Below are 19,390 nucleotides of genomic sequence, written 5' to 3' on the forward strand. Positions count from 1 at the left end.
GTTGTGGTCCAGTGCTAATGCCTTGAGGTTACCTGGGTGCTATTCGCAAGTTACTCAGCGCTGTCGTTTTCCTCGGGTTGGTCAGCGTTTTCCGGGTCCCACACGGCACGGCTACGACGTGGCGCTTCCTCTTCGAGTCCTTCGCGCTTCATCAGTTCCGCAACCGTAATCTTCTTCCGCTTGCGAGCCGGGCTGTAGTACGGGCGAACCTCGATGTCCTTGGCATTTTCCGGGTTCGGCTGGGCGGGCTGTTCCGGCTGCTGAGCGGGTTCAGCTGGCGCTGCCTGCATGAGCTGTTCGGTCGGCTCTGCCTGCTCCGGCTGCTCCGGCTGCTCTGCCTGCTCCGGCTGCTCCGGCTCAGCTGGTGCCGTCGGGGCGGACGGTTCGGCCTGCTCAGCCTGGTCAGAGCGCTCCGGCTGTTCGGCCTGCTCGGCCTGGTCAGCGGGCTCGAGCTCTTCCAGCTTTGCCTTCTTCCGCTTCGGAATCCAGCGGTTACGCTTCTTGGTCGCAACCGCCACAGCGGTACCACCTGCTGCGCCCGCTGCGCCCGCCGCACCGGCTGCACCAGCACCGACTTCACCATCGGCACCGTCTGTTTCGTCCTCGTCAGCGTCCGTGTCGCCAAAGCCACGCCCAGCGCCTTCGCTTTCGGGCAGCAGGGACTCACCGCGGGCCATACGCTCACGGCGGCCCTTCTCCACCAGCTCCTCGGAAACCTCTTCCAGGGCAGAGCCTTCGACATCTACAGAAGGCAACACCTTGTCCAGCCACTTCGGCATGTACCACGTAGCGCGGCCAAGCAGGAACATAGATGCCGGGATGAACGTCATGCGAATAACGAAGGCGTCGAAAAGCACTGCGGCACCCAGCGCGAAACCGAAGACCTTAATAATCGCCAGGGGCTGCCCGGCGAACGCTGCGAAGACGGAGATCATAATAATCGCAGCGGCAGTGACCACACGAGCGCCGAGCGTAAAGCCCTCAACGACCGATTCTTCGACCGCGTTGTACTTCGACTCTGGTGAGGATTCACCCTTGTTGTGGGTGTAATGCTCGCGCATGCGGGAAACCAGGAAGACCTGATAGTCCATGGCCAAACCGAACGTCACACCGATGAGGAAGATTGGCACAAAGCTGACCAGCGGACCCGGAGTGCTAATCACACCCCAGAGGCCGTCCTGGAAAAATGCCACTGTGACACCGAATGCGGCTGCGACAGAGAGCAAGAAGCCCACACCCGCAGTCAACGGCACCATCAGGGAACGGAAAATCATCAGCAGCAGGATCACTGCCAGACCCACGACAACGCCCAAGTAGAGCGGCATTGCGCCCTGGAGGCGGTCGGTGATGTCAATTTCAATAGGAACCAGGCCAGTGACACCGGTGAATAGGCCGGTGGTCTGCTCAATCTGCTTCTGCTGATCGCGCACCGCGTTCATCAGCTGCTTGGTCGCGGGATCGAGTGGACCCGACTTCGGGGTCATAATCATCTTGACCGCAGTGCCGTCATGATTCATGCCAATCATCTGGATGTGCTCGACACCGATGTTGGATTTGAACTGGTCGACAGCGTAACTATAGGAAGCCTTGCGGGCGGCCTCGATGTCAGAGAGTTCCGGGTTGGTCTGCCTCAGGGACTCGATAAGTGGTTTGAGCACCGGCGCATCGGGCTTCACATCGTCCGACTTGGCAACAATGATGAGCTGAGAATTACGTCCCGCGCCGAAGCCCTCTTCAATCATGGTGATGGCCTTGCGGTTCGTGCTGTCCTTAGCCGCAGTAGAGTCGGACGGCAGCGCCAGCTTCAAGTGCATGGCCGGGTAGGCCAATGCCAACAATAGGACGATACAGCCGACCAAGAACAACCCTGGGGCCTTGTGCACAAAGGTGACCCAACGTCGCCCCATCGTCATCTCACCGAAGAAGGAAGAGCGACGTTCCTTGCGCGGATTACGCGAGGGGTTGCCAGCAACACCGGGCACGCGACCAGCGAAGACCTTGTCCCCCAGCAGAGACATTACTGCCGGCAGCAGGGTCAGAGAGACCAGCACTGTGAAGGCCACCGTAATTGCCGCCGAAATACCCATCAGGGACATGAACGGCACCTTGGCGACCGTCAGCGCTGCCAAGGCGACAATCACGGTGAGGCCAGCGAAAACCACAGCGGAGCCAGCCGTACCGGTAGCCATGCCGATGGCGTCTTCGTTGGTCATCCCTCGGGCTCTTTCTGCCCTGTAGCGAGAGAGGATGAACAGTGCGTAGTCAATACCGACAGCCAGGCCGAACATGACAGCAAGCACCGGGGTAATCGAGTTGACGTCGGTGAATGCGGTCATCAATGTCACGCCGAAGACACCGATGATGATGCCCACTACCGCCGTCACAATTGGCAGGAACGAAGCGACCAGAGATCCGAAGGTGACAACCAGCACGATAAATGCCACGGTCACACCGATAATCTCCGAGGTCGGAGCTACCTCAATCGCAGGCTGCATGCCCGGGCCAGAGGCCTCGACCTTGATACCGGCGTCACGACCGGCCTGCATTGCGTCGAGAAGCGCCTGCATATTCTCCGGCTCGATATCCTGCGGCATCTTGGCATCGAAAACGAAGGTGGAAATACCGTAGCGACCGTCATCGGACACGGTACGCATGGCATTGGCGTCGGCCTCGGCAACATCCTTGGGCAGGCCGGCGGCCATGCCCTGTTCCTTGACCATCGCCTGCATCTTCGGATTGAGGTCTACCGGGTTGTGAAGTTGCAAATCATCGGAGATTTGGCCGACATTGTCGCGGATGCCGTTAATGACCTGGTCAACAGCTTCTTTATTCTGTGGGTCATCGAGCCTCTGCCCCTCCGGGGCCTCGAAGGCGACATAAATACGCTGCTCTCGAATTGGGTTCGGAACATCGGGGAACTTTTCCTCGATCACGTGCGAAGCCGTTGCCGACGGCATGCCGGGGATCGAGAACTGGTCGATGAACCCCTTCTGGAATGCGGCAACTGCACCGCCCAGCCCCGCCAAAATCAGGAACCACGCGATGATCACAGTCCATTTATGCAGGTAGGAGAACCTGCCGAGTTTGAACAAGGCCTTTGCCATGTCAAGTTTCCCTTACGTCTAATATTCGCCTGGACCGCCCCCAACTGCCGCTTCCCCGAATTCGCGCTAACCACGCACTCCCTCGGACTCCACCTGCAGTTTGAAGCCTCTTCGCTACTCCGATGCTAGCGACCACCCCGGATTGGCCAACATCAACTCTGGCGCTGACATGGTCATTGGGGGCGGGCACGACATAAAAACCGGAAATACTTTTGCTAAGAGTAGCGGACTTCCCGGATAAACGTGAACAATGGGGTGTGTGTTACTGATGTTATTTTTGTGATTTAGGCACTCCAGGTCGGGTGCCTCACCATTCACCGCTTTACGACGGGCACCTCTCCCCACCACACTCAGGCAATCAGGGCCGATTAAATGCAAAACCCCCGAGGCTCCTACTTAAAGGAACCACCGGGGGTTTTATTGGCGGTGACGGAGGGATTTGAACCCTCGGTACGGGGTTACCGCACAAAGCATTTCGAGTGCTTCACCTTCGGCCGCTCGGACACGTCACCGCTAGAAAACGTTACAGGTAGCCCCTTTATCTACCAAATCCCCAGGTCAGAGGGCTCAGCTGTCCGCACAGTCGGCACCGCCGGTCCTTCGCCAAGCCGTTCGCACAGAACCACAACCCCCGCCATCCCAAATCACTCCATCTACTGCACCATCCACTTAAACGACCGCGCTATTCGGGGTGGCCAACGCCCGCTGAGATATGAAGGAATAGTCTGTAGCTTGAAATCTAGAAACTTAAACACAGAAGTGCAGCCACACAGAAAGGGTTCTCCCTCATGATTCGTTCCGCCATCATCGGCTACGGCAACTTGGGCCGCAGCGTCGAAAAGGTCATTGCCGACCAGCCGGATATGGAACTCGTCGGTGTTTTCTCCCGTCGCGATTCGCTGGACACTGAGGCCCGCGTGCTCCCGGCTGCAGATGTCGAAAAGTATAAGGACGAGGTAGACGTGCTGTTCGTGTGCCTCGGCTCGGCCACCGATGTCCCGGAGCAGGCCCCTGAGCTAGCAAAGAACTTTACGACGGTCGACACCTACGACAACCACCACGAGATTCCGAAGCACCGCGCGGCCATGGACGCCGCTGCCCGCGAGGGTGACAACATCGCCATGATCTCGACCGGTTGGGATCCGGGCCTGTTCTCCCTGAACCGCGTCCTGGGCGCTGCCATCCTGCCGGGCGCAGACCAGATGACCTTCTGGGGACCGGGCCTGTCGCAAGGCCACTCCGATGCCGTGCGTCGCGTGCCGGGAGTGAAGAAGGGTGTCCAGTACACCAAGCCAAACCCGGAGGCCATCGAGGCTGTAAAGAAGGGCGAGGGCGCAGACCTGAAGGGCAACGAGTGCCACTTGCGCCACTGCTTCGTCGTCGCTGAAGAGACGGGCAACGCCGACGAGGACGCCAAGCTCAAGGAGCAGATTCGCGAAACCATCGTGACCATGCCGGATTACTTTGCCCCTTACGAGACCATCGTGGACTTCATCTCTGAAGAGGAGTTCGACCGCGACCACCAGGGCATGCCGCACGGCGGCCAGGTCATTACCCGTGGCCAGGCCGGCACTTCCGGTCACGTCATCGAGTTCGGCCTCGATTTGGAGCGCAACCCCGACTTCACTGCAGCCGTCCAGGTTGCCTACGGTCGCGCCGCCTACCGCCTGAAGCAGGCTGGCGAGACCGGTGCCCGTACCGTCTTCGAGATCGCCCCGTACCTACTGTCCGCCGAACCACTGGATGACCTGGTGGCTCAGAAGCTGTAGCCAGCCCCCAGCACTGACAGCCGGCCATCGAAACACAAAGAACCCCAACCATCTCCGCATATCAAAAGCGGAAATGGTTGGGGTTGTCTCTTCCCGAGAGCTAAAAGCTTTACTTGTCAGTCAGCTTGCCCAGGGTCTCAGTAGCCTTGTCCTTCAGGTCCTCAGCACCCTGCTTGACCTTGGACGCAGCCTGCTCGCCCTTGCCCTGGTTTGCCAGGTCGTCGTTGCCAACGGCGTCGCCAGCAGCTTCCTTAACCTTGCCGCCCAACTCGTCGGCCTTGTTCTGCAGCTCGCTCATTATGTAAGCCTCCTACGTAAACGACTTATCTAGTTTCTATAGAGCCACCGTCTAGCAGCCCCACTACTTCCGACGGTACGTGAAAATGAAGGCTCGTCACGGCCACAGCGGGAATTGTGACCTAACTGTGACTCCACTCACGCTTCCGACTGCCGTTGCCGTTCGAAGAATTCCCGCAGGTAAACGGAGCATTCGTCGGCAAGCACACCCCCGCGCACCTGTGGCGTGAAGGCGTGGGCGGGATCGCGGATGACATCAGCGATAGAGCCGCACGCGCCGGTCTTGGGCGACCACGCGCCGAAGACCACGCGCCCCACGCGCCCCATGACGCACGCGCCGGCGCACATCACGCACGGCTCAAGTGTCACGACCAACGTGCACTGCTCCAGCCGCCAGCCGTCACCAACAGCGCGGGTGGCCTCGCGCAACGCAATGACTTCGGCGTGGGCAAGCGGATCACCATCAGCTTCCCGACGGTTCGAACCCCGGCCCACAACCTTGCCCTCGGCATCCACGACCACAGCTCCCACCGGCACATCCCCGGGGGCCGTGTGAGCAGCTTCGGCGATAGCCAGGCGCATCCACTCCTCGTCACGAATATCCTGTTCGCGACGGGGAAGAGCACTTGGCCGACCAGCTGGCTGGCTGGCCGCAAGGGCACTTGGCCGCTCGGTCAGATGACCTTTCTCAGAGTTAGTCGTCATAGGGGTCGTAATCGTCATCGTCGCCGTCGTAATCCAGGTCGGCGACATCGGCGAGCTCCTCGGCGCACCCCAGCTCCTCGGCAATGGCCAGAAGCTGCTCGGACGCCCACAGCGACTGATCGTCACAGATGGACTCCAGGGCTTCCTCCGAACAGCCCAGGTCAGCGAGAATATCCATATCTCCTTCAGACCAGGCGTCGACATCGTCGAGCTCGTCCTCGTCGAGGTCCGGGATGTCCAGATCCAGCTCGTCGAACACATCTGCCGCAATGTCGTCGGTGACGGCGGCGGTGGCGTCGGAAAGCACAACGCGCAGCGACCCAACGCCCTGGCGCACGAGAATAAAGTAGTCATCGTCGATATTGAGCATTCCGACGGCGGCGCGTTCCGAGCGCAGATTGCGCAGCGCCTGTGCAGCGTCAGCGAGCGTATCGGTGGCGTCGTCCCCGAGGTCGACGACGCGCCAACCGCGCTCCCCCATAGTTACCGCAACCGCGAAGGAGCGGTCGTCATCGGAGGTGTACCCTCCGGAAAAGGTCGTGCTCATAACCCACAACGCTAGTCGCTATATGTCATGCTTGTCAGGTGAGCAATTTCGAGTCCCCCTCCCCTGCTTCGTCCTCCCTGTCAGCTGCACGACTACCCGCGGTATGCATCCTCGGTTTGGGCCTCATCGGTGGCTCCATGATGCGCGATCTGCGGGCCCATAACGTCGAATGCTTCGGTTGGAATCGCTCGTCCCCGACGGTCGAGGAAGCCACGAAGGAGGGATTCGACGCCAGTACAGATCTTCAAGCCACGCTCGAGCGCGCTGAGGCCAGCCGCGCGCTCATCGTGATTGGCACCCCCATGACAGTCGTCGGCACGATGCTCGACACGATCAACGAGCACGCCCCCAGCTGTGGCATCACGGATGTGGTCTCCGTGAAGGCGGCCGTCGCCGCCGAGGTCTCCGCTCGCGGGATGGAGGAACGCTTCGTCGGCGCGCACCCAATGGCGGGTTCCGCACAGGCGGGCTGGTCCGCCACGCTCGAAGGGCTTTTCGACGGCGCCCCCTGGGTCATCACCTACGACCTGGCAGCTGCTGCCGACGCTGCGGGAAGGCCCGTCCCGGAGCGGTGGATTGAAGTCTTTTCGCAGGTCGCCAACTTGGGAGCAGCTCTTGGCAGTCAGCTCATTCCAGCGCTGAGCGATCACCACGATGCCAGCGTCGCCCGCATCTCCCACATGCCGCACCTGGCGGCCTACGCAATTGCCGCCGCCGGTGAAGCCGGTGGCCCCCTGGCCATTTCGCTTGCGGCCGGCTCTTTCCGCGACTGCACCCGCGTCGCCGCCGCTGCTCCCGACATGGTCATGTCCTGGTGTGAGAACAACACCGAACCCGTGCTCGCCGCGCTTGACGACGTCATCGAGCGCCTCACCGCCGCGCGCACCCAGTTGGCCACCGAGGGAACCGCTATGGACCTGGCCAAAACCGGTCAGATTGCCCGTGTCCGCTACGAGGCCCGCCCCGCTCACCGCCCGATTTTCCGACTGCGCGTCGGCGAGGGCGACTGGATTAACCAGTTGAAGTTGGCCGAAAGCGTCGGCGGGCAGGTAGATGTGTTCTAGTGTGGAACTATGTTTTCCCCCGAGCTGCACACCAGCCTCGCAGGCATCACTGTCGTCAACTTCGCCATTAACGTTCCGGGACCACTGGCCGCTCAGCACTTGGGCCAGCTAGGCGCCCGGGTGATTAAGGTCGAACCGCCCACAGGCGACCCGCTCGGTTCCTTCGGCCGCCCTTGGTATGAAGCTATGTCCGCAGGTCACGAGATTATCCAGGCGGATCTGAAGAGCGATGAGGGCCGCGCACAGCTGAGCTCACTGATCGATGAGGCCGATGTGGTCATCACCTCGGTTCGCCCCTCCGCGCTGGAACGCATGGGGCTGGCGGGTCTCCACGAGCGCCCGAATGGACCGGTACATATCGACATTGTCGGTGATACCGAAGCTCCAGAAACACCTGGCCATGACCTGACCTACCAGGCGGAGGCCGGAACCCTCACGCCTCCGGCCATGCCGCCGGTGCTGTTGGGCGACATTCTGGGCGCACACTTTGCGGTCACCGCTGCCCTTGCCGGGTTGATTAAGCGGGCGGGTGCTGGGGCGGACGTCGTAAAGCAGCCTGGACTGCACTGCCGCATCGGCCTGAAGCAGGCTGGTGAGGCCGGTGCCGCGTCGCTGAAGTACGGCATGACGGCGCCCGGCGGACTACTCGGTGGCGGCCTGTGGACGTACGGCCTCTACCCCAGCGCCGACGGCTACGTGGCCGTGGCAGCGCTGGAGCCGCACTTTGCCGCCGCCCTGACCGAGGCCACTGGCGCGAGCAACCGCGAGGAACTCGCAGCCTTCCTCAGCGAGCGCACCAATGCCGAAATCATGCAGTTTGCCAGCGAAAAGGCGCTGCCACTGGCTGCGGTGGAGTAAGCGGAAAACTCAACGCCACGCGCCTCGGGGTGCCGGGGCCTGGAGCCTTACGCGGTCAGCCCCGCGGCCTCGGCGGTGAGCTCCACCGAACGCAGTCGGTCAGGAACCTTCAACGACTGATGAGCCACGATCAGCTCATCCGCCGTCGAGTACTCACCGAACTGCGCAATCTGCTCACGCACCTGCGCCACCGTGCCGACTGCCGTATGACGGAACATATTCTGCACCTGGCGCCCCTGCGGGGTATCCATCAGAATCTCCGCCTCATCGTCAGTGAGGTGATGCCCACCACGGCTGAGGAACCGCCGAACCATATTCCTGCGGGTAGCGAAGTACTGCTGCTGCGCGTCCTCTTCGCTTTCCGACGCAATCACATTCATGGCCGCAAAAGCGTACGGCTTATCCAGCTGCTCAGAAGGCTGGAACTGCTCGCGGTAGACCGCGATGGCGTCGAGAAGCGCGTCCGGCGCGAAGTGTGAAGCAAATGCGTACGGCAAGCCGAGCGCCGCCGCGAGCTGAGCACCAAAGAGCGAGGAGCCCAGGATGTACAGCGGCACGTGGGTGCCGCGGCCCGGAATCGCGTTGATGCCCTTGATCAGCGACTCGTCGGAGAGGTAACCGCGCAGCTCCTGCACATCCTGCGGGAAGGAATCGGAAGAGCGCGGGTCACGACGCAGCGCACGCATAGTGGCCTGGTCAGTGCCCGGCGCGCGGCCAAGCCCCAGCTCGATGCGATCCGGGTACAGATTCGCGAGCGTTCCGAACTGCTCCGCGACCGTCAGCGGTGCATGATTCGGCAGCATGACGCCGCCGGAACCGAGGATGATGCTCTCGGTTTTTGCAGCCACGGCTGCGATAAGAACGGCCGGCGACGAGGACGCGATGGAGTTCATATTGTGGTGCTCTGCGTACCAAATACGCTGATAACCGGCCTTTTCCGCTGTCTGCGCCAAATCAATGGAGCCTTGCAGTGCGTCAGCGTGGGACTGCCCCGAGGCTACGGTAGCAAGGTCAAGAATGGACTCAGTACGAATCATGGTTCCACAGTCTAGACCGTTAGGCAGATATTGCGAGTTTGAGATGTTTCGAATACTGAGGCGTTGGGGTTTGGGGGTTTGAGATTTGGCGTTTTGGGGTTTGGAGGTTTGAGGGTGGCTCGTGGGTGGACGGGCTCATGGGTGCAGGTGGCGGTTTGCGGGCGCGGGTGGCGGTGGCGGTTTGCGGGTGCGGTTTGCGGGCGGCAGTTTGCGGGTGGCGGTTTGCGGGCGCGGGTGGGCGGATGCGGGTGGATGGAAATGCGGACTTCGTGTCGACTTCGCTTACGAAAAGGCACGGATATTCTAGTTCCCTGCTTGATTCTCCGCTCCGCCCCTCACCTGTCAATTCCGCCCCTCACCTGTCGATGAGATATTCACATATCGATGAGCTATAGCCTGGCCACAAGTGAATAGCTCATCGACATGAGCGCAGGCAGAGCCAATACCGCGCGCATAAGTGCCGGAAAACCATCGACAAGTCGGGCAGACAAAAAGACCCGCACCTTATCAGTGCGGGTCTGCTTTGTGCGCCCGAAGGGATTCGAACCCCTAACCTTCTGATCCGTAGTCAGATGCTCTATCCGTTGAGCTACGGGCGCATTTTGTTGTTATTCAGCGACTCTGGGGTAATTCCCTCGGTCCCTGCAACGAATAGATACTTTACTCATCCTGCGAAGTTTTACAAAATCGCCTGTTCAAGCAACCTTTTTGGGCGCTTATTCAAGTACATATTCTTCAAGTACATATTCGTTGCACATTAACAACAGGTTTCGTTGCGGTTACCCCGGTCTAACCGGCCCCCGGAGGCCAGCACCAGCGAGGACCGGAGAAACCGAGGAACTACTCGCCGCGGACCCAGCGGACAGCGTTGCCGAAGATGTCCTGCTCACCAATGCCCGGAATATTGCGCATCAGACCCTCGCGGAAACGCTCCGGGTGGCCCATCTTGCCCAGGATCCTGCCGTCGGCACTAACAATGCCCTCAATGGCATAAGAAGAACCGTTCGGGTTGGCTGGCGCTGCCATCGTCGGCACGCCCTCGGCACCACCCTCGGCATCACCATCGGTATCGACGTACTGGAAAGCGACCTGACCGGCCTCGAACAGGCGGCGAGCCTCGTCCTCGGAAACCACGAAACGGCCCTCACCGTGAGAAACCGGCATGAGGTGGGTCTGGCCTGGCTCAAAACCGCGCAGCCACGGGGAATCCACGGTAGCCACGCGAGTGGTAGCGATACGGGAAACGTGACGCAGCTGGCGGTTGTGGGCCAGGGTCGGCGAATCCTCACGGAGCTGCGCCGGGTCACCGTATGGCAGGAAACCGGACTTGACCAGCGCCTGGAAACCGTTACAAATACCGAGCACAAGACCGTTTCCGGCCACGAACTCCTTGACGGCGGCTGCGACGTCGTCGGAACGCAGGAACGCGGCGATGAACTTAGCGGATCCGTCCGGCTCATCACCCAGGGAGAAGCCACCGGAGAACGCCAGGATGTCGGCGTCCTGAAGCTTCTCGATGAACGCCTTCGTGTCCTCCGCCAGCATTGCCGGAGTCAGGTTGCGGATTACGTGGAACTCGTAGGTAGCACCAGCTGCGACGAATGCCTCGGCCATGTCGTATTCGGAGTTGGTACCCGGGAAGACCGGCAGCAGTACGTGGACATCCTTCTTGCCCGGGCTCTGCAGGTCGGTTTCGTTCTCGTTGACCTGGTTAGCGAACTCCGGCAGGGGCTCGCCCTCGTACTCATTGGGCGGGAAGACCTCGCGGTAACCGGACTCCATCGCCTCCAGGGCCTCCGAAACAGTGAAGGACTCCGCACCGAAGCGCAGCGTGCCCGACTCGTCGGTGGCACCGATCTTCACGGCCCCCGCAACAGCACCCTCAACAGCCTGACCAGCCGGAACAGCCACAACGATGGAACCCAGCGGAGCTTCCGGCAGCGATGCCTCCAGGCCCACGCCATTGCCCACAGCCATGTTGACCAGAGTCGCGGCCAGATCCGCGTTGGTAACAGCCGAGGCCGCAGCCGGACGCAGCTCACGCACAGCAGCAAACAGTTCGTTGAGCTGCTCGTAGTTCGGTTCCCCGGACTCGAGCGGCTTGTGCGCAAACAGGTAGAGGTCGAAGTTACCGGCCGGGATTGCAGCGGATACGGCGTCGGTCTCGTCCATCGCGGCAACCGCAAAGGTCACCAGCGTCGCCGGCACGTGCAGATCCTCACCGTAGGTGCCGGACATGGAGTCCTTACCGCCAATGGCCGCAACCTGGAAGCCATCCTGAGCCTCGAGCAGACCGAGCAGAGCCTGCGCAACCTCGCCCCAGCGCTGCGGATCCTGGTCCAGGCGCTGGAAGTACTCCTGCACACTCAGCCAGGCACCGCGCGGATCGCCACCGGCCGCTGCGAGCTTAGCCAGTGCCTCCACGACGGAGTAGGAGCCCATGAGGTACGGGGACTCGTCGGCAAGCGATGGCGAGTAACCCCAAGTCATGACGGACGCGGTGGTCGTGCCGCCATCGACCGGCAGCGTCTGGATCGACGCCTGCTCGTCGGTCTTCTGCGTCGCACCACCGTACGGCATGAGCACGGTGGAGCGGCCGACGGTCGAGTCGAACTGCTCGATCATGCCCTCCTGGGAGCCCGCCGTCGCCGCACGCAGCGACTCCAGCACGCTCGCCGGTGCCTGCTTTACGACGCCGCCCTCCGCAGCAACCATCTCGACGTTCTGGGCGCGGTCAGCGCCGTTGGTGTCGATGAACTCACGGGAGAGGTCGAAGACAACCTCGTCGCCCATGAACATGCGCAGACGGCCAGTGTCGGTGATGTCGGCCAGCGCGACGGCCTCAATGTTCTCCTCGGCAGCGGCGGCGATGATGAAGTCGGCGTCCTCTGGGCGGACGACCAGCGCCATGCGCTCCTGGGACTCGGAAATTGCAATCTCGCGGGCATTCAGACCGGCGTACTTCAGTGGCACGCGCTCGAGGTGAATGTCGATGGAGTCAGCCAGCTCACCGACCGCAACGGACACGCCGCCAGCGCCGAAGTCATTACAGCGGACGATCTTGGTGGCGACGTCCTCGCGGCGGAACAGGCGCTGAATCTTGCGCTCGTTGACCGGGTTACCCTTCTGTACCTCGGCGCCGGAGCGGCCCAGCGATTCCTCATCGTGAGCCTTCGACGAACCGGTCGCACCGCCGACGCCGTCACGGCCAGTACGACCGCCGAGCATAATCACCACATCGCCCAGCGCAGGTTCGAGGCGCTTGACGTTGTCTGCCGGGGCAGCCGCAACGACGGCACCGAGTTCCATTCGCTTAGCGACGTATCCCGGGTGGACCAGCTCGCGCACACCAGTGGTGGCCAGACCGATCTGGTTGCCGTAGGAGGAGTAGCCGGCTGCGGCGCGGGAAGAGATGTCGCGCTGCGGCAGCTTGCCTTCGAGGGTCTGCTCACGCGGGGTGTTGATGTCACCTGCGCCGGACAGACGCATGGCCTGGTAGACCCAGGAACGGCCTGACAGCGGGTCACGGATTGCGCCACCGAGACAGGTGGAGGCACCACCGAACGGCTCAATCTCGGTCGGGTGGTTGTGGGTCTCGTTCTTGAACATGAGCAGCCACTTGCGGTCATCGCCCTCGACGTCGACGTAGACGGAGCAGGCGTTGATTTCCTCGGAGACTTCCTGGTCATCCATAACGCCCGTGCGGCGCAGTTCGCGGCCCATGATGGTGCCCATGTCCATCAGGGTGCGTGGCTTGTGAGTGCGGCCGTTGAGTTCACGCAGCTCGTCGTAGCGACGCAGCGCGCGATCCAACTGCGCGGCAAAGCGCGGCTCGTTGTTCTCGATGGAGGTCAGCTCGGTGTTGAAGGTGGTGTGGCGGCAGTGGTCTGACCAGTAGGTATCCAGCGCGGACAGCTCCACCTCGGTCGGAGTGCGGCCCTCGGAGCGGAAGTAATCCTGGATGGTCTTCAGATCGGCCAGCGACATGGCCATGCCATCGGCTGCGAGCAGCTCGGTCAGGCCTTCGTCATCCAGCTCGGTGAAGCCCGGGTACTCCTTCAGCGGCTCAATCTCGCCCATGCTCGGACGGCGCAGGACGTTCAGGTTCTTCTCCCCCGACTCGACCGGGTTAATGAGGAAGGAGCGTACGGCGTCATTCACCGGAGCGTTGAAAACATACAGTGTTGCCGAGGTGATCTGCGCCTGCGTTTCCGGGCGGAGTAGACGCAGGGCCTGCTCGGCGGCATCGGCACGCTGGTCGTACTGGCCAGGAAGAGGCTCGACAGCAAGGTAGTTCCCCAGCTCGGCAGGGGCCGGGAGCTCGACCAGCTCGTCGACACGCGAATCAGCAACTACCGACTCCCGCAGCGCAACGAGGTCCTCCTCCGTCGCATCGAAAGCATCGTAGAGATAGTAGATTGCTACCTCGCCGTCCTGGCCGATCGAGGACAGCAGCGTAGCTTCCTCATTGCGGAACTCGGGCTTACGGCGAACGGCTAGACGGGCGTCCATCAAGGCTCCTATCGAAATACGGGGAGGGCAACCGGGGTCTAAGTCTATTGCAACTGTTCAGGATAGGAAAATGTTCCCCGGTGTGCGAGGCGGCGCGGGGCGGCGCGGGGCGGAAGCCCCGATTGACCAAGTACAAGGCCAGGCTAATCGGATTCGGCCAGGCAAAGGCTGCGCGGGGGTGTTGGAGGTACGGCCGTGGCGGCTCAGGGAGGTGGTGAGTCGGGCGGCAGGTCCGGGTTGGTGCCTGTTGTTGCACGTTGCTACCTGTTGCTGCGCGTTGCTGAAGCAAGGGAGCTGGTTCGTTGTCTTATCGATGCATAGTTCACCCATCGATTCGCTATAGCCTGGCCACAAGTGAACAGCGCATCGACAAGTGCACACGTAGCACCCACAGCGCGCGCATAAGTGGCGCAAAACCATCGACAGGTCACGAGAAACCATCGATAAGTGACCGAACCCTGGCCACAAGTGAAGGACCGCGCTGCCCCGCCCCGCAATGCCTCGGCTCGCGCTGCACTGCCAGGTAATAAAAACAAAAGACCCGCACCTACAAGGTGCGGGTCTGCATGGTGCGCCCGAAGGGATTCGAACCCCTAACCTTCTGATCCGTAGTCAGATGCTCTATCCGTTGAGCTACGGGCGCGTGTGGCGGAGGCGAGAGGATTCGAACCTCCGGCCCGTCGCAAGACAGGCAACTCCTTAGCAGGGAGCCCCATTCGGCCGCTCTGGCACGCCTCCAAAACCACTGGCATCGATCCCGCTTCAGCAAGGCTGTTCGCCATTGCATGAGCATTGCGTTCGCCATTGCGTCGACGAGACCAAATAACCGCAGCCAATCCTACAGAACACAAGAATTGAAAAGCAAAACACCCGCGAAGCCACCAAATACGGCGCCACAAATAACGACCACACCTTGGGATTTTGCAGGGATTCTGTACTGCCCAATCCGGACCATGTTCTACAGTTAGGCCTATGACCAACGATGCATCTTCAGTTCAGCCCAAAACCCGTGCCGACCTCGAACAGGTTCCGGCCTATGTTCCGGGCAAGGCTGTGCCCGGCGCGCTGAAGATTGCGTCCAATGAAATGACCCAACCGCCGCTGCCCTCGGTGGTGGAGGCCATCTCGCAGACCATCTCTGACCCAACTACCAGTCCGAATCGCTACCCGGACATGGGCGCAGTTGACCTGCGCATTAAGCTCGGCGAACACCTGGGCCTGCCCATGGAGCAGGTCGCGGTCGGCTGCGGCTCCTCCGCTCTGTGCCTGCAACTTGTGCAGGCCACCTGTGCGGATGGGGATGAGGTCGTGTTCCCGTGGCGCAGCTTCGAGGCCTACCCCATTCTCGCTCGCGTCGCCGGGGCTACTCCGGTGCCGGTGCCGCTGGATGCGCAGGGTTGTAATGATCTCTCAGAAATGGCCGCCGCTATCACCGACCGCACTCGTCTGGTTTTCGTCTGTAATCCCAACAACCCAACGGGCACGACCGTCACTCGCGAGGCATTCGCGGAGTTTATGGCGCAGGTTCCGGGCGATGTTGTGGTTGCTCTCGACGAGGCCTACATCGAGTTGGTGGACGAGGCCACTCACGCCGCTACCCCGTTGGCTCATGAGCTGCTGGATACCTACCCCAACCTGGTTGGCTTGCGCACATTCTCCAAGGTCTACGGCCTGGCCGGGCTCCGCGTGGGCTACATGTTCGGCGCGGCGCAGCTTGTGGAGGCCGTGAATAAGGTCGCTATCCCCTTCTCCGTAAACACTCTCGCGCAGATCGCCGCGCTCAGCTCGCTGGACGCACAGGAAGAGCTCACCGCCCGCATCGCCGAGGTCCGCGCACAGCGCGTCGCCGTCACCGAGGCCATCAATGCCGCCACCGGCCGCGAGACGGTGCTGCCGAACTCGCAGGCCAACTTCATTTGGATCGGTGAGGATCGGATTGCCGATCTCTCTTTGCTTGACGACGTCTCGGTGGCCACCACCACCGATCTCGGTGACTTCTTGGCGCAGCGCAACATTCTCATCCGCTGCTTTGCCGGCGAAGGTGCTCGCATCACCATCACTACTGAGGAAGAGACCTCGCAGCTGCTGGCTGCGCTAGGAATTGAGCACTAGCAGCTATCGCTCAGCTAGCAGGTGCCAGCGCGGCCAGTGGTCGCGCCACCACTGCGCTCAATCGCCTTTGCGATGCGGTCGAGCATTTGCTGGCCGGTCTCATAGGTGCCGTCGTCAGGCTGGGCTGCGATAGCAACACCAACGAAGGTGCCCGGCTTCTTGCCCGGCAGATAGCCGAACTGCCGCACAAGGTAGACGCCTTCATCATCGGGGCCCCAACCGCCCTTGAAGTGGGCACCGCGGATGCGTCCGAGGCCGTAGGACTGCTCGTCGGCAATCTGCCCCATGAGGTCAGCAACCTTTGGGCCCGCCTCGATGCACTGCAAATTGGCGCCGAAAACGGCTTGGTCGCGCAAATCCCACTGCGTCTGTCCGAAGACGGTGTATTCCGCGCGGATGCGGTCAGTGCCCATGACGGTGCGGGCGTCGTGGCCCTCTCGAAGGATTTTATTGGTGGTCGCGCCTGCGGTCGCGTCATCGCCCAGGGAGTACCACATGGACTCAGCCGCGTCGTTGTCGGAAACCGTGATTGCAGATTCCACCTGCGCGTCCACGCCCATTTGGCGCACATAAGCCACTGCGATTGGCACCTTGGAGGTAGACCAGGCCGGACCAGTTTTGAAATCCCCCGTGGAAACCACTTCGGAATCTTTATCCGGCGTTGCCAGAGCGGCGCCGGCCAAACCACCGAATTCCTTTTGCGCGGACTTCACGGCCTCGACAACTTCGCGAGGCATCTCGCCGGGCACAACTTTCCCGCCGGAGGATGCGCCTCCGGGGCCGTCGCCAAGCGAATTGGACGGCGTCGGCGAGGGCATCGACGAGTCGGAGTCGGTGCCGATGGTGCAGGCGCTAAGACCGAGCGTGACGACGGCGGTTGCGGCCAGAGCTACTCGGAGACGTTTAGACAATGTGCACCGTCGCATTCGTACCGCCGGTGCAAGTGACAACCTCACCGTTATCGCGGCAGGTCATGGTGTAAGTCTTGCCAGTTGTTGGGCTGCTAGCGGTGACAGTACCGTTGAGCTTCTTCGTAAGTTGGTACTGCTCAACGAAGGAATTGCGCACGTTGGTGGCAAACTGACAGGTTGTCGTGTTACCTCCGACATTTTCTGCATATACCAAGTTCAAATCACCCGGATCACCCGAGCCGGAGCAGTGGCGCCAACTCGATGGCGGCTGGAACCCCTCAGCGCGACGCTTCTGCTCAGCGGTCGACGACGTGGAGGAATCCTCAGTACTAGCGGACTGAACCGACTGCGATGAATTGCTGCCGGCCGAATTCACTCCCTTCGAATCCGAGAAGTAGAAGAAGGCCATTGCGCCGACGAGGAGGGCAACCGCAATGAGTGCCAGGACAATAACCGCGATGGTCAGCCCCTTATTGTCATTGCTCGGCGCAGCAGCCGGGCCAGTTTGCGGACCGGGGACATAGGGGGCGGGGCGGTATGGTTCAGGCTGCTGGGACTGTGGATACTGCTGCTGCAGATACTGGGTTTGCTGGTTCTGGGGCGGCTGCTGGGACTGATGGTCCTGCGTTTGCCCCTCAGGCTGCTCCCACTGTGCCCCATCCACAGCGCTCCACGCATTTGCCGGCGTATCTGCGGAGGGTTGGTCACCTGACGTGTACGGATTTATGCTCCACTCACCGAACGAGTCATCCGAGTGGTTGCTCCGATTCGTTGCCATTGTTCGACCTTTTCCCTCAATGCCGTCAGCCAGTATGACGCTGAGTTTGTATTACAGCAAGACCGAGCTTACCGGTTTTGGCAATCCTCCCGTACTGTTTCAGGTCACAACGATTTCGGGTCCATGTCATGCAGCTTTTCCACCGAGTGCCCCGGGTTGAAGTGGATTTCAGTTCCTGTATTCAACGAACCGTCGGCAATCGCGTCGGCACCCCCTTGGTGATGGTGTCATCGACCACCAGTTCCTGAGCATGTGCGATACTGCCGAATCCCGCACATGTCCGCGCATGTCATACCTGCGGCCGGAGAGAATGCAGCAATGCGCGCAATACCGCGGTTACGTGCGGTACGAGTTGCCGTCGCTGACCCCACCACATACCCCAACTTTTACGACAAATAAAGAAACCCCCGGTAGAACAACTACCGAGGGTTTCCAACTGCGGAAGCAGGGGGATTTGAACCCCCGGAGGTGTGACCCTCGCTGGTTTTCAAGACCAGTGCATTCGGCCGCTCTGCCATACTTCCAACGACAACATCATAACCGCATACCGCCGTGAGGCAGCAAACGCCCTCATAACACCCCTTGCCAGCACCTTTCACTAGCCCCTCATCTGAAACCACGCCCCAAGCATCCACCTCTACAGACATAACTATTTTTGCTAATTGCAAAAGAGCTTGAAATACCGCGTGCATAACCAGTTTTTGCATTACCTTTGAAGACTATGAAGGCAATCATTCAGACTGATCTTTCCAACCCCCGCGCCCTGGAATGGGCCGATGCTCCGGAACCGACTCTCGAGGATGGGCAGGTGCTGGTCAAGGTCAAAGCCGCTGGCGTAAACCGCGCTGACCTGCTGCAGGCCGCTGGCCACTACCCGCCACCGAAAGGCGTGACCGACACCCTCGGCCTGGAGTGCGCGGGTGTCATTGAAGAGGTCAAGGGCGACTCTCAGGGCTGGAAAGTCGGCGACGAGGTCTGCTGCCTTCTCTCCGGTGGCGCTTACGCCGAAAAGGTCGCAGTCCCGGCCGGCCAGATTCTCCCACTGCCACATGGCTGCTCCTTCACCGAGGCCGCATCTATCGTCGAGGTTGCCTGCACGGTGTTCTCGAATGTCGTGATGATTGCTGGCCTCAAGGAAGGCGATCTACTACTGGTTCACGGTGGCGCGGGCGGCATCGGCGCTTTCGCTATTCAGATGGCCAAGCGGCTCGGCGCTCGCGTCGCAGTCACAGCCGGTTCAGCGGAGAAGCTGGCTAAGTGCAAAGAGCTCGGCGCCGACATCCTCATCAATTACAAAGAAGAGGACTTCGAGGAAATCGTCGCAGCTGAGGGCGGCGCCAATGTCATTCTGGACATCATGGGCGCAAAGTACCTCGACCGAAACGTCAAGGCCCTGGCGAAGGACGGCCACCTGGTCATCATCGGCATGCAGGGCGGCGTAAAGGGGGAACTCAACATCGGCCGCCTGCTGAGCAAGCGCGGCTCCATTACCGCCACCGGCCTGCGCTACCGCGATCTAGCTGATAAGGCTCGCATCGTCAACGCCACAGAGGACACCGTTTGGCCAATGCTTGCCGACGGCACCGTCACCCCTCAAATTCATGAGGTCATGGATATGCGCGACGCGGCCAAGGCCCACGAACTGCTCGACAGTGGCGCGGTCAGCGGCAAGATTGTGCTGACCGTCTAGTTAGCT

At 61.2% G+C, this 19,390-nt stretch carries 13 protein-coding genes and 5 tRNA genes; 5 read left to right on the forward strand and 13 right to left on the reverse strand.

Annotation, left to right across the window (positions count from 1 at the left end; translation table 11 throughout):
• Positions 1-50 precede the first annotated feature (50 nt).
• Together HMPREF2708_RS04210 and HMPREF2708_RS04215 are read right to left on the reverse strand one after the other, a co-directional pair.
• On the reverse strand, positions 51-3,104 hold the full coding sequence (locus HMPREF2708_RS04210; protein WP_070832703.1) for an MMPL family transporter: 3,054 nt from the start codon (positions 3,102-3,104) through the stop codon (positions 51-53).
• Between the two features lie 421 nt (positions 3,105-3,525).
• Positions 3,526-3,616: transfer RNA gene (locus HMPREF2708_RS04215), tRNA-Ser, on the reverse strand.
• 276 nt (positions 3,617-3,892) lie between these two features.
• Here HMPREF2708_RS04215 and HMPREF2708_RS04220 point away from each other — a divergent pair.
• Positions 3,893-4,873 (forward strand): diaminopimelate dehydrogenase, encoded by a 981-nt coding sequence (locus HMPREF2708_RS04220; RefSeq protein WP_070603636.1) that lies wholly within the window; start codon positions 3,893-3,895, stop codon positions 4,871-4,873.
• A 109-nt stretch (positions 4,874-4,982) separates the two neighbouring features.
• On the opposite strand, the gene HMPREF2708_RS04225 is transcribed toward HMPREF2708_RS04220, so the two are convergent.
• The 3 genes from HMPREF2708_RS04225 to HMPREF2708_RS04235 all read right to left on the reverse strand — a co-directional run bounded on the left by HMPREF2708_RS04225 (position 4,983) and on the right by HMPREF2708_RS04235 (position 6,422).
• The gene (locus tag HMPREF2708_RS04225; protein ID WP_005510930.1) at positions 4,983-5,171 is read right to left on the reverse strand and encodes a CsbD family protein; all 189 of its coding nucleotides are present in this window, start codon (positions 5,169-5,171) and stop codon (positions 4,983-4,985) included.
• A 137-nt stretch (positions 5,172-5,308) separates the two neighbouring features.
• Positions 5,309-5,875 carry a tRNA adenosine(34) deaminase TadA gene (tadA, locus tag HMPREF2708_RS04230; RefSeq protein WP_371326294.1) on the reverse strand — a complete coding sequence of 189 codons (567 nt, stop codon included), beginning with the start codon at positions 5,873-5,875 and terminating at the stop codon, positions 5,309-5,311.
• Positions 5,865-6,422 carry a tRNA adenosine deaminase-associated protein gene (locus tag HMPREF2708_RS04235; protein WP_070832708.1) on the reverse strand — a complete coding sequence of 186 codons (558 nt, stop codon included), beginning with the start codon at positions 6,420-6,422 and terminating at the stop codon, positions 5,865-5,867. The genes tadA and HMPREF2708_RS04235 overlap by 11 nt, the downstream gene beginning before the upstream one ends.
• Positions 6,423-6,460: 38 nt before the next feature.
• On the opposite strand from HMPREF2708_RS04235, the gene HMPREF2708_RS04240 reads away from it, so the two are divergent.
• Together HMPREF2708_RS04240 and HMPREF2708_RS04245 are read left to right on the forward strand one after the other, a co-directional pair.
• A complete protein-coding gene (locus tag HMPREF2708_RS04240; RefSeq protein ID WP_070832711.1) occupies positions 6,461-7,486 on the forward strand; it encodes a prephenate dehydrogenase in 1,026 nt (341 codons plus the stop codon).
• A gap of 9 nt (positions 7,487-7,495) precedes the next feature.
• Positions 7,496-8,344 (forward strand): CoA transferase, encoded by an 849-nt coding sequence (locus HMPREF2708_RS04245; RefSeq protein WP_070832715.1) that lies wholly within the window; start codon positions 7,496-7,498, stop codon positions 8,342-8,344.
• Positions 8,345-8,391: 47 nt separating this feature from the next.
• Here the strand turns inward: HMPREF2708_RS04245 and HMPREF2708_RS04250 are convergent, their stop codons facing one another.
• The 5 genes from HMPREF2708_RS04250 to HMPREF2708_RS04270 all read right to left on the reverse strand — a co-directional run bounded on the left by HMPREF2708_RS04250 (position 8,392) and on the right by HMPREF2708_RS04270 (position 14,631).
• Positions 8,392-9,381: an LLM class flavin-dependent oxidoreductase gene (locus HMPREF2708_RS04250; RefSeq protein WP_070832719.1), complete on the reverse strand. Its 990-nt coding sequence runs from the start codon at positions 9,379-9,381 to the stop codon at positions 8,392-8,394.
• Positions 9,382-9,907: 526 nt separating this feature from the next.
• Positions 9,908-9,980, reverse strand: a tRNA-Arg gene (locus HMPREF2708_RS04255).
• Positions 9,981-10,221: 241 nt separating this feature from the next.
• Positions 10,222-13,893: a phosphoribosylformylglycinamidine synthase gene (locus HMPREF2708_RS04260; RefSeq protein WP_070832722.1), complete on the reverse strand. Its 3,672-nt coding sequence runs from the start codon at positions 13,891-13,893 to the stop codon at positions 10,222-10,224.
• Between the two features lie 567 nt (positions 13,894-14,460).
• Positions 14,461-14,536: transfer RNA gene (locus HMPREF2708_RS04265), tRNA-Arg, on the reverse strand.
• A gap of 3 nt (positions 14,537-14,539) precedes the next feature.
• Positions 14,540-14,631 (reverse strand) — tRNA-Ser (locus HMPREF2708_RS04270).
• A 234-nt stretch (positions 14,632-14,865) separates the two neighbouring features.
• Here HMPREF2708_RS04270 and HMPREF2708_RS04275 point away from each other — a divergent pair.
• Positions 14,866-16,005, forward strand: a complete 1,140-nt coding sequence (locus HMPREF2708_RS04275; protein WP_070832725.1) for a histidinol-phosphate transaminase — start codon at positions 14,866-14,868, stop codon at positions 16,003-16,005.
• A 14-nt stretch (positions 16,006-16,019) separates the two neighbouring features.
• Here HMPREF2708_RS04275 and HMPREF2708_RS04280 read toward each other — a convergent pair whose 3' ends face one another.
• The 3 genes from HMPREF2708_RS04280 to HMPREF2708_RS04290 all read right to left on the reverse strand — a co-directional run bounded on the left by HMPREF2708_RS04280 (position 16,020) and on the right by HMPREF2708_RS04290 (position 18,218).
• Entirely contained in the window at positions 16,020-16,916 is an 897-nt protein-coding gene (locus HMPREF2708_RS04280) for a hypothetical protein (protein ID WP_246840329.1), read from the reverse strand.
• Positions 16,909-17,694 (reverse strand): hypothetical protein, encoded by a 786-nt coding sequence (locus HMPREF2708_RS04285; protein WP_070832733.1) that lies wholly within the window; start codon positions 17,692-17,694, stop codon positions 16,909-16,911. Before HMPREF2708_RS04285 ends, HMPREF2708_RS04280 begins: the two co-directional genes overlap by 8 nt.
• A gap of 439 nt (positions 17,695-18,133) precedes the next feature.
• A tRNA-Ser gene (locus HMPREF2708_RS04290) sits at positions 18,134-18,218 on the reverse strand.
• Between the two features lie 197 nt (positions 18,219-18,415).
• Here HMPREF2708_RS04290 and HMPREF2708_RS04295 point away from each other — a divergent pair.
• On the forward strand, positions 18,416-19,384 hold the full coding sequence (locus HMPREF2708_RS04295) for an NAD(P)H-quinone oxidoreductase (protein ID WP_070832737.1): 969 nt from the start codon (positions 18,416-18,418) through the stop codon (positions 19,382-19,384).
• Positions 19,385-19,390 lie beyond the last annotated feature (6 nt).

It is taken from the genome of Corynebacterium sp. HMSC073H12 (assembly GCF_001837775.1).
Taxonomy (GTDB): domain Bacteria; phylum Actinomycetota; class Actinomycetes; order Mycobacteriales; family Mycobacteriaceae; genus Corynebacterium; species Corynebacterium amycolatum.

Coding starts and splice junctions, on each gene's coding strand:
- HMPREF2708_RS04220 (WP_070603636.1), top strand. CDS start 3,893: ATGATTCGTTCCGCCATCATCGGCTACGGCAACTTGGGCCGCAGCGTC.
- HMPREF2708_RS04295 (WP_070832737.1), top strand. CDS start 18,416: ATGAAGGCAATCATTCAGACTGATCTTTCCAACCCCCGCGCCCTGGAA.
- HMPREF2708_RS04275 (WP_070832725.1), top strand. CDS start 14,866: ATGACCAACGATGCATCTTCAGTTCAGCCCAAAACCCGTGCCGACCTC.
- tadA (WP_371326294.1), bottom strand. CDS start 5,875: ATGACGACTAACTCTGAGAAAGGTCATCTGACCGAGCGGCCAAGTGCC.
- HMPREF2708_RS04245 (WP_070832715.1), top strand. CDS start 7,496: ATGTTTTCCCCCGAGCTGCACACCAGCCTCGCAGGCATCACTGTCGTC.
- HMPREF2708_RS04285 (WP_070832733.1), bottom strand. CDS start 17,694: ATGGCAACGAATCGGAGCAACCACTCGGATGACTCGTTCGGTGAGTGG.
- HMPREF2708_RS04210 (WP_070832703.1), bottom strand. CDS start 3,104: ATGGCAAAGGCCTTGTTCAAACTCGGCAGGTTCTCCTACCTGCATAAA.
- HMPREF2708_RS04260 (WP_070832722.1), bottom strand. CDS start 13,893: ATGGACGCCCGTCTAGCCGTTCGCCGTAAGCCCGAGTTCCGCAATGAG.
- HMPREF2708_RS04250 (WP_070832719.1), bottom strand. CDS start 9,381: ATGATTCGTACTGAGTCCATTCTTGACCTTGCTACCGTAGCCTCGGGG.
- HMPREF2708_RS04225 (WP_005510930.1), bottom strand. CDS start 5,171: ATGAGCGAGCTGCAGAACAAGGCCGACGAGTTGGGCGGCAAGGTTAAG.
- HMPREF2708_RS04235 (WP_070832708.1), bottom strand. CDS start 6,422: ATGAGCACGACCTTTTCCGGAGGGTACACCTCCGATGACGACCGCTCC.